The organism is Bacillus sp. MHSD_36 (assembly GCF_030757775.1).
In the GTDB taxonomy this organism is placed as follows: Bacteria; Bacillota; Bacilli; order Bacillales; family Bacillaceae_G; genus Bacillus_A.
Window position 1 is genome coordinate 747781 of the sequence record NZ_JAVBIS010000002.1, and the last position, 14413, is coordinate 762193.

Annotated in this window: 12 protein-coding genes and 2 other annotated features; all 12 genes read right to left on the minus strand. The window is 37.0% G+C overall.

All coding sequences use genetic code 11. From position 1 onward, the window contains the following. Nucleotides 1-11: 11 nt before the first annotated feature. The 12 genes from infC to polA all read right to left on the minus strand — a co-directional run bounded on the left by infC (nt 12) and on the right by polA (nt 14336). Entirely contained in the window at nt 12-515 is a 504-nt protein-coding gene (gene infC / locus Q9B79_RS12010) for a translation initiation factor IF-3 (RefSeq protein WP_000973214.1), read from the minus strand. Between the two features lie 62 nt (nt 516-577). Beyond that, nucleotides 578-698 (minus strand) — a sequence feature (ribosomal protein L20 leader region). A gap of 210 nt (nt 699-908) precedes the next feature. Beyond that, the gene (thrS, locus tag Q9B79_RS12015) at nt 909-2846 is read right to left on the minus strand and encodes a threonine--tRNA ligase (RefSeq protein WP_000786081.1); all 1938 of its coding nucleotides are present in this window, start codon (nt 2844-2846) and stop codon (nt 909-911) included. A gap of 47 nt (nt 2847-2893) precedes the next feature. Further along, nucleotides 2894-3122 (minus strand) — a binding site (T-box leader). A gap of 31 nt (nt 3123-3153) precedes the next feature. Next, nucleotides 3154-4035, minus strand: a complete 882-nt coding sequence (ytxC, locus tag Q9B79_RS12020) for a putative sporulation protein YtxC (RefSeq protein WP_306184461.1) — start codon at nt 4033-4035, stop codon at nt 3154-3156. 278 nt (nt 4036-4313) lie between these two features. After that, a complete protein-coding gene (gene dnaI / locus Q9B79_RS12025) occupies nt 4314-5252 on the minus strand; it encodes a primosomal protein DnaI (protein ID WP_306184463.1) in 939 nt (312 codons plus the stop codon). 33 nt (nt 5253-5285) lie between these two features. After that, nucleotides 5286-6692, minus strand: a complete 1407-nt coding sequence (locus Q9B79_RS12030) for a replication initiation and membrane attachment family protein (RefSeq protein WP_306184465.1) — start codon at nt 6690-6692, stop codon at nt 5286-5288. 152 nt (nt 6693-6844) lie between these two features. After that, nucleotides 6845-7306: a transcriptional regulator NrdR gene (gene nrdR, locus Q9B79_RS12035; protein ID WP_001203687.1), complete on the minus strand. Its 462-nt coding sequence runs from the start codon at nt 7304-7306 to the stop codon at nt 6845-6847. Between the two features lie 284 nt (nt 7307-7590). After that, nucleotides 7591-7974: an adenosylmethionine decarboxylase gene (gene speD, locus Q9B79_RS12040; protein ID WP_002003660.1), complete on the minus strand. Its 384-nt coding sequence runs from the start codon at nt 7972-7974 to the stop codon at nt 7591-7593. A 386-nt stretch (nt 7975-8360) separates the two neighbouring features. Further along, nucleotides 8361-9389, minus strand: a complete 1029-nt coding sequence (locus Q9B79_RS12045) for a glyceraldehyde-3-phosphate dehydrogenase (protein WP_000198974.1) — start codon at nt 9387-9389, stop codon at nt 8361-8363. A gap of 109 nt (nt 9390-9498) precedes the next feature. Continuing rightward, a complete protein-coding gene (coaE, locus tag Q9B79_RS12050) occupies nt 9499-10101 on the minus strand; it encodes a dephospho-CoA kinase (RefSeq protein WP_306184471.1) in 603 nt (200 codons plus the stop codon). A 53-nt stretch (nt 10102-10154) separates the two neighbouring features. Beyond that, on the minus strand, nt 10155-10787 hold the full coding sequence (gene ytaF, locus Q9B79_RS12055; protein ID WP_000281740.1) for a sporulation membrane protein YtaF: 633 nt from the start codon (nt 10785-10787) through the stop codon (nt 10155-10157). Nucleotides 10788-10859: 72 nt separating this feature from the next. Further along, nucleotides 10860-11690: a DNA-formamidopyrimidine glycosylase gene (gene mutM, locus Q9B79_RS12060; protein WP_306184473.1), complete on the minus strand. Its 831-nt coding sequence runs from the start codon at nt 11688-11690 to the stop codon at nt 10860-10862. A 12-nt stretch (nt 11691-11702) separates the two neighbouring features. Then, nucleotides 11703-14336 carry a DNA polymerase I gene (gene polA / locus Q9B79_RS12065; protein ID WP_306184475.1) on the minus strand — a complete coding sequence of 878 codons (2634 nt, stop codon included), beginning with the start codon at nt 14334-14336 and terminating at the stop codon, nt 11703-11705. Between the last annotated feature and the right edge of the window lie 77 nt (nt 14337-14413).

Sequence of the window (14413 nt, forward strand, 5' to 3'; positions counted from 1 at the left end):
TCCTCTATCTATTACTTATCGTTTTTCGGTGCTAAAACTAAGAACATACTGCGTCCTTCCATTTTAGGCTTAGATTCAATTGTACTAACTTCAGCACAAGCTTCTGAGAAGCGATCTAAAACACGTTGACCGATTTCTTTATGAGTAATGGCACGTCCTTTAAAGCGAATTGACGCTTTAACCTTGTCGCCTTTCTCTAAAAACTTGATAGCATTACGAAGTTTTGTGTTAAAGTCGTGTTCATCAATTGTTGGACTTAAACGAACTTCTTTCATGCTAATTACTTTTTGATTTTTGCGCTGTTCTTTTTCTTTCTTCTGTTGCTCAAAGCGGAATTTACCGTAGTCCATAATGCGGCATACTGGCGGTTTCGCATTTGGAGCAACTAATACTAAATCAAGATTAAGATTTGCAGCTAAGTCTAAAGCGTCATTACGAGACTTGATTCCAAGTTGATCGCCATTTGCACCAACTAAACGTACTTCACGTGCACGAATTTGCTCGTTAATCATCATATCCTTGCTAATAGTAAGCCACCTCCAAGGTTTTCTCAGAACATAGTTTGTAGTCATAGAACCCGACAAAAAAAGTGCGGGCATACGACACCCACACTTGTAAAATCTTAAGTAAGAAATACATTTACCTGTAAACTGCGAATGCGTCCATCAGGTGAGAAGCGGGTGCTTCTACTTGTTCCACAAAACAATATTCTATTATCCTTGATGAGTTTATCATAGGACATGACGTCTGTCAAGAAGACGCGATGTGTTTTACTAACAACAAGAAATATTGTAACAAACAACTAACATACTTGCAATACTTTTTTATGATAAGTGCTACATGGTTATTTTTTCTAATTTCTCTCACTTATATTACATAGAAAAGCCGCGGTATACCGCGGCAATTTCTTATCGTTTTCCTTCTACTTTAATCATATCAACAAAAGCATCTAATGCAATTGTTTCTGATTTTTGTTCACCGTATTTACGTACGTTTACGCCGTTTTCAGTTACTTCGTTGTCACCTACTACAAGCATGTACGGAATTTTTTGCATTTGCGCTTCACGGATTTTGTAACCAATTTTCTCTTCACGAGTATCTAATTCAACGCGGATACCAGCACGACGTAATTCATCTTGTACTTTCTTCGCATAGTCTAAATGTACTTGCGGCGAAACTGGAATTACTTGTGCTTGAACTGGAGCTAACCAAGTTGGGAATGCACCTTTGTATTCTTCAATTAAGAAGGCTACGAAACGTTCCATAGTTGATACAACACCACGGTGAATTACAACCGGACGATGTTGTTTACCGTCTTCACCAACGTAAGCTAATTCAAAGCGTTCTGGAAGTAAGAAGTCTAATTGTACAGTTGAAAGTGTTTCGTCTTTTCCAAGAGCAGTACGAACTTGAACGTCAAGTTTCGGACCGTAGAATGCCGCTTCACCTTCAGCTTCATAGTAATCAAGACCCATTTCATCCATAGCTTCTTTTAACATACCTTGTGCTTTTTCCCACATCTCATCATCAGCATAATACTTTTTAGTATCAGCTGGGTCACGATAAGATAGACGGAATGAATAGTTCTCTAAACCGAAATCTTTGTACACTTCTAGAGTTAAGTTTACAACACGTTTTAACTCTTCTTTAATTTGATCTGGGCGAACGAAAATGTGCGCATCGTTTAAAGTCATTCCGCGTACACGTTGTAATCCAGATAACGCGCCTGACATTTCATAACGGTGCATTGTTCCAAGTTCCGCAATACGGATTGGTAATTCACGATAGCTGTGAATATCATTTTTATAAACCATCATGTGGTGAGGGCAGTTCATTGGACGAAGAACTAACTCTTCATTATCCATTTCCATTGATGGGAACATACCATCACGGTAGTGGTTCCAGTGTCCAGAAGTTTCATAAAGCTCTCTGCTTCCTAGTACTGGAGTGTATACGTGATCATAGCCTAAGCTTGCTTCTTTATCAACGATGTAACGCTCGATAATGCGGCGAATTGTTGCACCCTTTGGTAACCAAAGTGGTAAACCTTGTCCTACTTTTTGGCTATTAGTAAATAATTTTAATTCTTTACCTAATTTACGGTGATCGCGCTCTTTCGCTTCTTCAAGCATACGTAAGTGCTCATCTAATTCTGCTTTCTTAACGAATGCAGTACCGTAAATACGTTGTAGCATTTTATTATTGCTATCGCCGCGCCAGTAAGCACCCGCAACGCTTAATAATTTAAATACTTTAATTTTCCCTGTAGATGGAAGGTGAACACCACGGCAAAGGTCGAAGAATTCGCCTTGCTCATAGATTGAAATAACAGCATCTTCTGGAAGATCGTTAATTAAATCTAATTTTAACTCATCGCCGATTTCTTCAAAACGACGAATCGCTTCTGCACGTGGTACTTCATGACGAACGATTTCTAAGTTCTCGTTCACAATTTTTTGCATTTCTTTTTCGATTTTCTTGAAGTCTTCAACTGTAATTGCTTCTTCCATATCAATATCGTAGTAGAAGCCATTTTCGATTACTGGGCCAATGCCAAGCTCAACCTTAACATCTTTATATAAACGTTTTAACGCTTGTGCTAAAAGGTGAGCTGTTGAGTGGCGTAAAATATATAAGCCATCTTCAGAATCTAATGTAATGATAGAAACTGCACCATCTTCTTCGATTGGTGTAACAAGATCGATCATCTCATCGTTTAATTTTCCAGCCACAGCTTTTTTCTTTAAGCCTGGGCTAATAGAAGCTGCGATTTCTTCAGTTGTTACGCCTTTTGGAAACTCCTTCACAGCTCCATCAGGGAAAGTAATTTTAACTACATCTGCCATCACTGGTCACTCCTCTTTTTCTCAAAATAAAAAACACTCATCCCGTAAAAAGGGACGAGTGTTGAATTCGTGGTTCCACCCTTGTTCCAATTAACCTTATTGTTAATTGCTCAAGTTCAACATAACGGTGTTGTCCGTTAGCAATTACTAGAAAAATCGTTCACTGCTAAAGTTTAGAGGTGGTAAGTAATAATCCCGTACTAGGAAGCTCACACCCTAAGGCTTCCCTCTCTGAAAATCGTAGAAAACTACTCATGTCCTCATCATGACATTTCAATATATTTCATTTATGTAGGTAATTATATGCTCAAAAACTTAGAAAATCAAGGGCGTTACCTTTATTTTTTAAATTTTTCACATTGCGCTCAAACTCATGTAATCCATGTAATTGTACCCGTTCTTGAAATACATTTCGCAAAGTAATAATCATATTATGGTCTTGTTCTTTCGTATATAAATAAATTTTTTTCGGCGAAATAGAAAGAAGTGGCGCAATTACTTTCGTATCAATATATACATCCTTTTGCTTCAATAATTCCTCATCTATATATTGAACCAATTTCTCCTGTTTTAAACGTCTACCTTTATCATCGTAGAAAATAAAACTCTCATCAAAAATAAGATGCACACAGGACAAACGTGATTTCCGGCTACGCACTTGTTGCCTTAGCGACTCAATAAACATTTGATATTCTTGTTCCAACTTATACTCATCAATCGCCACTTCGGCAAGCTTAGCTACCATTTCCCTATATGTACGAAGACGAAAACGAACATATGATGAAAACGAGAATGAAAGTGGATCACAAAGCCAGTTATTTAAAGAAGATTTAATATATGATTCAAATGTGTGACGCGTTAATTCACGGGTAATCCCTTTTCTTCTTCCCTTTAAAATCTCATGTGCCATATGCAATATTTGATGACACTCTTCCTCTTCTTCATAAAAAAACTTTTCTTTTAAGATTGTATATATCCACTCATTTTGTTTCACATTCACAATGAAATATACCATCACTGGCAATAAAATCTTTTCAATATAATTCGATTCACCTACTGGTATGTGAATCACCACTTTTTGTTCCTGTAAATACACACTCGTTTCCTCATATAACAGTTCCGCTCTTTTCAATAGTTGTCTATATACGTGCATAGCATCATTTTTTTCTTCGAAGCAAATTTCAATCACTTTTGTCCCCCCTTTTATCCCTGCTCTAAAGGACTGTATCTATACGTTACAAATCCTATAAGAGTCCGTCCCGCGTGAAGTTCACTCTTAGTAGAATTACATTTCCTATCGTTAGAAAATCCACTCAATATGGCTTGCTAATTTTATATATATTAAGGGAGGGAGAAAAAAATGATACAAGCTACTACGAATTTTCAATAAGAACTTTTCATTTTCCAATTGGACTACCTTGAAAAGTACTTCATACGAAAAAAAGAGCAAGCTTCTCAGCTTACTCTTTACTTATGACGACGGTTTTTCCCGCCAATTGGAATTGGTTTCGCTAAATATTTAATTCGTTCCATAATACGAGCTGCTTTCATTTCTTCCGCTTCACCGCGCTGTGTATACGTTAAATGATGTTCCAACTCTTTGAAATCAAAGTTAGACGTAAAGAACGTCGGTAAGTTTTCTAACATACGGAATTGTAAAATTGCACCAAGCACATCATCACGCACAAAGCTTGACATCGCTTCTGCTCCAATATCATCTAACATTAAAACTTGTACGCGTTTCACCGCATCAATCTTTTCTCCAATCGAATTATCTTGAATTGAACTTTTAATTTCACGTAAAAATTCAGGGAAGTATACGAGCATCGAACTTATTTTCTTTCGAGCAAGCTCATTCGCAATTGCCCCTAGCAAATACGTTTTCCCTACACCAAATTTACCGTACAAATATAAACCTTGTACTTTTTTACCAGGTTCATATGTACTTAAAAATTCATTAGCTGCACCAATTGCATCAATACGTGCATCTAAATCTGATGGATCCAAGTTTTCCATCGTTGCCTGTAAAATATCAGATGGCATATATACACTTTGAACGAGTTTTTCATATTTCTTTCTCTCGTCATATGCTACTTTTCTAACGCAACGATCGTATTGAATATCGATCATCTTCCCTTGGATAACGAGCTTTGGCTCATATCCTTGCAACATGTTTTTACACGAGCCTAAATCCGGACAATCCGCGCAACCTACACTTTGTCCAATATATTCGTATAACTTCACAAGGCTACGCTCAATCATAGAAGTTGTTACTTCACCTTGATGTGCGTCTATAAATTCTTTCACACGCGGATGTGCCATTACTTCCGCCTTTAATACTTCATATCTATTTTTAAAATTTTCATTTTCCATTAACTTTGCAAATGAATTTTGAATATGCTCCATTTCCTCACCTCAAAGAGCGTTCATTCTCTTCTATTAATCACGCTTATATTTTTTCAACACTTCTTCTAGTCGTTTTCGTTCATCCTCTAACGTACTTGCACCTTTTTCAGCACTTACATCTTTTTTCACAGTTTCTTTCGCTTGTTCTTTCGGTTCTTCTTTCAGCCAATCTGGTACCATTTCTTTTCGTACCGTTTTCTTCGACGTACGACCTTTTTTCTTCGTCTCAGCCCATTCTTGATATTGACGGTTTTCTTCTTTCGCTAACGCCATTGCTTCAGCTACTGTACCGACCTTTTTACGCGCCCAATGCCCAGCAATCTTTTCCACGTACGTTTTCGCAAGTTTCATATCTGAGCGTAGCATAACGTAATAAATAAGTACATTCACAACACCTGGCGTTAACTTTTGATTGATCATTACATCTTCAACGATTTGCAAGTCCGCCTTCGTCGCCTCTGCACCGCCAGAGATTTCTTTCAATAACTGCTTTGGTGAGATTTCCTCTAACTGTTTGATTAACATCTCTTCTTGCGTAGAAGGCTCTTTCTCTTTCATCATACGTGCCGCATGAGGCTGTACTCTTTCACTCAATACAGGTAACGCTTGACCGTTTTCAAACTGATACCAATCACGCGCTCCTTTTCTAAGCCTTTCAATATCAATTGTCTGCATCTCTGTCACCGCACCAAGAACGATATTTTGCATCGATAACACATCTACATCATACACGTAAGCAAGTGTAATGACACATTCTCGCACTTGATCTGTAATTGCCTTTTTAGGGACAAGAGCGGACAATCCATCTACAAATAAGGAGAAATCAAAGAAATCATTCCAAACTTTTGGAGCGTCTCCCTTCTCGCGACTTGGCATAGCTGTCGTTTTCGGAATACGAAGGTCTTCTTGTGCATGCTCAAGCTGCCCTGGATTAAACGAACCAAATACATCATTGAAAGAACGCGTAACATTTTCATAAGATACAAAATCAAATTCTTCTTCTAAGAAATATTGCTTTACTTGATTATATTTTGTCCGACTCAATCGATTGTATAAAAAGATACTTAAAACAATATCATCAAAAAACTGCTTTGGAGATAAAGGTGGTTGCAACTCATATATAAACATTCGAATATCTTTTTCTTTCTTAATATATACTTTCAAAAGCCCAATTGCCTCTAACTTTACTCGTTCCTCATATATTTCGGGAAGTTGCATTTGCATGGTCACCATAAGGGAATGATGCGTATTCTCTTTTCCAAACACACGATCTTGCTCTAACTCTCCCCATAGCGTCATGTACAAGCTAAAAGCTCTGCTACCTATTAACGGTTGGTACAACATCGTCAACACTTTTCGGTCATAATTATGCAGTAACCCTTTCGCACTTACTTTATAACGATCAATCGGCAATAGCTCCATCCATGACTGTTTTTCCATTCTTGCTTTTCCTTTCTCTCATCCAATCTATCCTCTACTTCATTCGTTCTATCTTCATTATATAATTCCTTAGCGAAAAAGAGCTATTAGCTTTCGCTTCTAGCTCTCTTATCTCATTACTTGCCGTATGTAAAGAGAATACAAAACAGATTCTACTCTCTTTCTTTTTGCAGTATATCTTTTAGTTCTTCAATAAATACATTTAAATCTTTAAATTGGCGATATACAGAAGCAAAACGCACGTAAGCAACATCGTCAATATCACGCAGTTCTTCCATAACAATTTCACCAATCATATCACTTTTCACTTCTGATATACCTAAATTACGAAGTTCACGTTCCACACTTTGAGTTACTTCTTCTAATTGTCTTAAAGATACTGGTCTTTTTTCGCACGCTTTAATTAAGCCGCGTAAAATCTTTTCTTTGTTAAACTCTTCTCGTGTACCTTCTTTTTTTACAACGATAAGAGGTGACTCTTCCACTCTTTCAAATGTCGTAAAGCGGCTTAAACAGCTTTCACACTCTCTCCTTCTTCGAATAGAGCGCCCCTCGTCTACCGGACGCGAATCTAACACTCTTGTACCATTATGAGAACAGGATGGACAACGCAATATATTCACTCCTTTACACTATACTCTTTATTTTTCCTCTACTTACTTCATCTGACAATATATATACATTATTATATAACTCATTCTAACTCTCTTACCACTTTAAGTTAAAGCACGTTATGTTATCATCTCGTTTTCGAAAATAAGATGGTAGATGGAATGCTAACTTATTCGTAAGAGCTCCATTTATTTACCTAACGAGTACGTTATATTTTCCCTTTTTATAAACTAAAAAAGAGGTGCATTATACACCTCTTTACATTTTAAATCAATTATGTTCTTTTTTAAAGAGCTTTTGTTTCTCTCTGCTTAATTTCGAAGCTACCAGTGCCTCGAGGAAGCTCGATGCTCTCACGCGTTTTCGCGTTTAAACCTTCTGCAATATATTCTGCAGCAACATTTGGATCAATACGATCCCCACAAGTATAAACATCAATACTTGCGTAACCGTGCTCCGGAAAGCTATGAATTGTTAAATGTGATTCTGAGATAATTACTACTCCACTTACACCTTGTGGTGCAAATTTATGGAAAGCTACCTCACGCACTTCAGCACCAGCTCTTAGTGCTGCATCCACAAATAATTGTTCAATATACGGCATGTCATTAAGTTTGTCGAAATCACAATCCCAAAGTTCAGCGATCACGTGACGACCCATCGTATCCATAGTATCCATTCTACAGTTCCCCCTTGTAAATTTATTCTAACTGTTCGAATTGAAAACTAATTTGCAATTTGGCTTGCTCCACTACCACGGGGGAAAGTTAGTCCAGAGAGGTCCTAACCCTTTAAGTAGTGACTACGTACCTCAGCTCTTAAGTTTACGAGTGTTAGTATACTTTGTTTATTTTCATTTTGCAACAACAGTTTTTTCGATTTTCTGTCATATTTTCCTCTTTACTTTTCCCTAAAAAAAATAAATGATTCACAAATACAGTAATCACAACGTTTCGTGGTATGTCCACTTTCGAAAATATACCCCTATAATTTTTCCTTTTTCAGAAAAAAATAAAAAAAGAGGGCAAATATTCACTTGCCCTCTCCCATATTCACTTAAATATGTTGTACATTTTCTTGTTTCGCTAATTCTTCAACAACTAACGTTACAAGATCTACAACACGACGAGAGTAGCCCCACTCGTTATCATACCAAGCAAGTACTTTTACTTTACGATCACCCATTACCATTGTAGATAAACCATCAATGATAGCTGAGTGTGTATTTGTATTAAAGTCAATAGATACTAAAGGCTCTTCGCTGAATTCTACAATGCCTTTAAGCGCGCCGTTTGCAACAGTTTTGAATGCATCGTTAATAGCTTCAACTGTCACATCACGTTTTACATCTACTACTAAGTCAACAAGAGACACGTTTGGTGTTGGTACACGAAGTGCCATACCATGAAGTTTTCCATTTAAATGTGGAAGAACTTTTGCTAGCGCTTTCGCAGCACCTGTCGTTGTCGGAATAATCGATTGTCCGCAAGCACGTGCTCTTCTTAAATCTTTATGTGGGTTATCAATATTTTTTTGGTCATTTGTATAAGCGTGAACTGTCGTCATTAAACCGTTTTCAATTCCAAACTGCTCATCTAACACCTTAACAACAGGCGCTAAACAGTTTGTTGTACAAGATGCATTTGAAATAACAGTATGTTTTGTAATATCTAATTGGTCTTCGTTCACACCAACTACAATTGTTACATCTTCATTTTTACCAGGCGCTGTTAAAATAACTTTTTTCGCTCCAGCTTCAACATGAAGAATTGCTTTTTCTTTTGAATTAAATTTACCAGTTGCTTCAATTACAACTTCAACACCTAGATCTGTCCAAGGCAATTCCTTTGGATCGCGGTTGTTTAAAAGGCGAATCATTTTCCCATCAACTAATAAGTGATCTTCAAATGCTTCTACTGTTCCGTCAAACTTGCCGTGAACTGTATCATATTTAATTAAATGTGCTAACGTTTCAGATGGATAGCTTGCATTGATTGCTACAATTTCGAATGCGCTTTCTTTTATTGCCTGACGAAATACCATTCTCCCAATACGTCCAAATCCATTAATTGCCACACGAGTCATAATATGTTATCCCCCTTGAATGCGTTATACTATTTATCTCCAATCCCAATAATAGTATAACACAAAAAGGGGATATGTCACTAAGCATTTTCACTAATTTCACAATTTTTTAGTCAATAATGTTCCAATTCTTTAAAATTACCTGCAATTGTGTTTTCGTTTCCATAATTGTGCCATCATTATTTATCACTTCATCTGCATGTTTCACTTTTTCCTCTAACGGCATTTGAGATTGAATACGCGCTGTTGCTTCTTCTTCTGAAAAATTATTGCGCTTCATTAAACGTTCTAATTGCGTCTGCGGCTTAACCGCTACAACTAAAACGCGTTCAACGAGACTCGTTAATTTACTTTCAAATAAGAGAGGAATATCTAACACAACCGCTTGCGCACCTTCTTTTATGTACATTTCCTTTTGCCTATTCATTTCCTCACGCACTGCAGGATGAACAATTTTATTTAACTGCAATCGTTTTTCTTCATTATAGAAAACGACACTTCCTAATTTCGGCCGATCCAGTTCTCCATCTTCTTGTAATATTTCCGCTCCAAACACTTCTACTATTTTGTTATATGCTGGTTTTCCTTGCTCTACAACTTCTCTTGCAATAATATCCGCATCAATAACCGGTATATTTAGCTCGCGAAACATTTCTGATACCGTACTTTTCCCGCTTGCAATGCCTCCCGTTAATCCAATTACTACTGTCATCGTAATCCTCCTCACAATATAAAAGGCGCGAAACTAATGTTCCACGCCCATACTTACATTTTCCAAATTCCAATAATAATGAGTAATACCCCAGGCAGGAATGTAAATTTTTGTAACCATTTCATATTTGATAAAACCGTTCCAAGTTTCATTCCGATAAATAAAAACAAAGAACTCATAACCGCAACTAATATTGCCATCATTGCAGGTGCATACCCTAATAAAGATGCACCAATTCCAGCACCGAACGAATCTACAGAAAGAGCGATACCAAGAAGCAATGCTTCTCCTGCAGAAATGGTGCCTGATTTATCGAAATCTGCGACAGTCGGTTTCCGTAAAATTTGGATCACTAGCCCGAGTGAAGCAATTTCTAATTTCCAAACCTTCTCCTCTTGCTTCGGTTCTTCTTTTTTCTCACTTCGAAAAAATTGGTATAATACCCAAATTCCTATTCCAATAAGAACAAGCCCACCGATACGCGTTGCGATAACAGGTGAAAATATTTTTGCGATCATATGTCCAATTCCCATTGAAACAAGCATAACAGCCGCTGAACACATTCCGATAATTATAATTGATCTTAGTGGAATTCTTACACTTCTTAACCCATATGTTAGCCCTACACTACAGCTATCTAAGCTTAATGTAAAAGCTAATAAAATAAGAGATAAATAAAGGTACATCGGTAAGCTCCTCCCTTATACATAGCTCTGCTGTATGTATATGATAAATGCCTATCCGATGTTATCTCTTTTCTATATTCTCGGCTGACAAATCGGGCAGTAATGCGTTCCTCTTCCGCCAACAACTGTTTTTTCTAATATCGTACCGCAAGTCACACACGGTTCTCCTTTTTTTCCGTATACATTTAGAAGTTCCTGGAACGAACCAATTTGCCCTTGCGAGTTAATATACGTTCGAATTGTACTTCCGCCACGCTTCACCGCTTCGCCTAACGTTGTAACAGTCGCCTCGTAAATTCGTTCAATTTCTTCTGTTGTTAAAGACGACGCTTCTCGTTCCGGATGAATTTGAGATCGGAATAAAACTTCATCTACATATATATTTCCAAGCCCTACTAAAAGGCGCTGGTCTAATAATACAACTTTTATTTTACGATTCGTCTTTTGCAATCTTTCTTGTAAATACTGCGGTGTCAATTCCGCATCAAATGGCTCCGGACCTAAGTCAGCAAGAGGCATTTGATTCAACTCTTCACCTTTTTTAAAGAGATGCATCGTACCAAACTTTCTCACATCTTTATAATGTAATTCAGTTCCATCTGTAAATAAGAAACGGACGTGCGTATGCTTATCAATTGGCTCATCCCCTTGATGCAGTAAAAACTTACCTTCCATACGCAAATGTGAAACAATAACATAATTCGTTACATATAAAAGCAAAAACTTTCCTCTTCGCTTTATATTTTCAATCTTCTCGCCTCTAAGCATTTCTTTAAAGATTTCTACATCATCCGGTCGTTTTACTATTTTTGGATACGTAACAACAATATCTTCAATCGTTTTTCCTGTTACAAGATTTTCAAGTGTCCGTCTGACGTTTTCAACCTCTGGTAATTCAGGCATTTCATCACTTCCTTATTTTGCGTCGTACCAAGTTGGACCGTAAGAATAATCAACTTTTAGCGGAACTGCAAGTTCAATTGCATGCTCCATTACTTCTGGTACAAGCTTCTCTAATTTTTCAATTTCTTCTTTTGGTGCTTCAAATATTAATTCATCGTGTACTTGCAGAAGAAGACGCGCTTGTAATCCTTCTTCTTCTAAACGATCTGCCATAATAATCATCGCTTTTTTAATAATATCTGCTGCAGTACCTTGAATTGGTGTATTCATAGCTGTACGCTCAGCAAAGCTGCGTAAATTGAAATTACGACTCGTAATTTCCGGAATGTAACGACGGCGATTTAATAGTGTAGCCACATATCCTTTTTGCTTCGCATCTTTTACAATGTCATCCATGTATTCTTGTACACCAGGGAAACTTTCTAAATACTTTTCAATAAATTCCGCTGCTGCTTTTCTTGTAATCCCTAAGTTTTGTGAAAGACCATAATCACTAATACCATACACAATTCCGAAGTTAACAGCCTTCGCTTGTCTTCTCATATTTGAAGTTACTTCATCTTTTTCAACGCCAAATACATCCATAGCTGTTTTCGTATGAATATCCATATCATGTTGGAATGCGTCAACTAGCCCTTTATCCTTTGCAATATGAGCTAATACACGAAGTTCAATTTGCGAATAATCCGCTGCGTACATAATCCATCCTTCTTCAGATGGAACGAATGCCTGACGAATCTTTCTTCCTTCTTCTAATCGAATCGGGATATTTTGCAAGTTTGGATCCGTTGAACTTAATCGGCCCGTTTGCGTTAATACTTGATTGAAACGAGTATGAATTTTAGATGTGTCTTCATGCACAACTTTTAATAACCCTTCAATATAAGTTGAATTTAGTTTCCCTAATTGACGGTAATGTAAAATGTTTGGAATAATTTCATGGTGATTCATAAGCTTGTCTAATACATCTGCTGACGTAGAATAACCTGTTTTCGTCTTTTTAATAACTGGTAAGTTTAAGTTCTCAAACAGAATAACACCTAACTGCTTCGGTGAATTAATATTAAATTCTGTTCCCGCAAGCTTATAAATTTCCTGTTCCATTTCCTTTAATCTACCTGCAAGTTCTTCTCCCATATTACGAAGGCGCTCTGTATCAACTTTTACACCTTTTACTTCCATATCAGCTAATACACGTGCAAGCGGTAATTCTAACTCTGTAAACAGTTCATATTGCTCATTCTTCTCTAATTCTTCAACGAAAGTTTGCTTTACATCATATAATACATGCACTTTACGAGCTACATGCTCCGCTACTACTTCTAGCTCTGGCACAGCACGTTTCGCACCTTTTCCGTAAACTTCTTCATCGGATTTCACAGCATGCGTTTCTTTCATTTTCGCTACAGTACGGAAATCTTTATCCGTATCAGCCGGATCAAGTAAATAAGCAGCGATTAATAGATCAAAGTCGATCCCTTGCATATCTATACCGTTCCATTTCAATGCAACAATTGCACGCTTCGCATCAAATGTATGCTTCCTCATTTCTCCATCTGCAAGCCACTCTTTAAAAGCGTCTGACTTAAGTGCAGTGTCTGTCTGAATAAAGTAGCAACCATTTTCATTTTGAATACCGAAGCCTTGAATATCTGCTTTATGATAGTTATCTTCTTGTACTTCAACAATAAGCGCACTATCTTGCTGCAGCATCTCATCTGTAACTTCTTCCACAATATCAAATGTAATATCATCTAATTCAGCTGGAGCTGTTTCTCCTGGCGTAACACCTAATTTATTTAAAAGAGATGTAAATCCTAAATTCTCAAACATCGGAATGACATCACTTGCTTCATACCCTTTATACTCCATATCATCCACATGCACTGTAATCGGCGCATCTGTAATAATCGTTGCTAGATCTTTACTCATAAGAGCTTGATCTTTATTTGCTTCCAGTTTTTCTTTTAATTTCTTCCCGCTTACTTGATCTATATTTTCATACACTTCTTCAACTGTTCCAAACTGTGTTAACAATTTAATCGCAGTTTTTTCACCAACTCCTGGTACACCTGGAATATTATCTGATTGGTCTCCCATTAAACCTTTCATATCGATAATTTGCTTTGGTGATAAGCTATATTTCTCAAATAAAGCTTCTTTCGTATATTCATCTACTTCCGTAATCCCTTTTCTAGGAATACATACAAGCGTGTTATCAGAAACAAGTTGAAGTAAATCTTTATCTCCCGAAATAACCTTTACATTTGCTCCTTGTTCACTCGCTTCTTTCGCTAGCGTTCCCATAATGTCGTCCGCTTCATAATTTTCTAATTCATAGCGCGGTACGTTGAATGCATCAAGCATCTCACGAATAAACGGGAATTGCTCTGATAATTCAGGTGGAGTCTTTTGGCGCCCTCCTTTATACTCACTATATGTTTTATGACGGAATGTCGTTTTCCCCGCATCAAATGCTACTAACATATGCGTTGGTTTTTCTTCCTCTAATATTCTCATCAACATCATTGTAAAACCGTAAATTGCGTTCGTATGTATACCTTTGTCGTTATTTAAAAGCGGTAGTGCAAAGAAAGCACGATACGCGATATTATTACCATCTACTAATACGACCTTTTTTTCCAAATCAGAAACCTCCCCATACAAATTTGAAATGATTTTTTTCACAGAAAAAAACCGTTCCTTTCCTCTCTCTATATTAA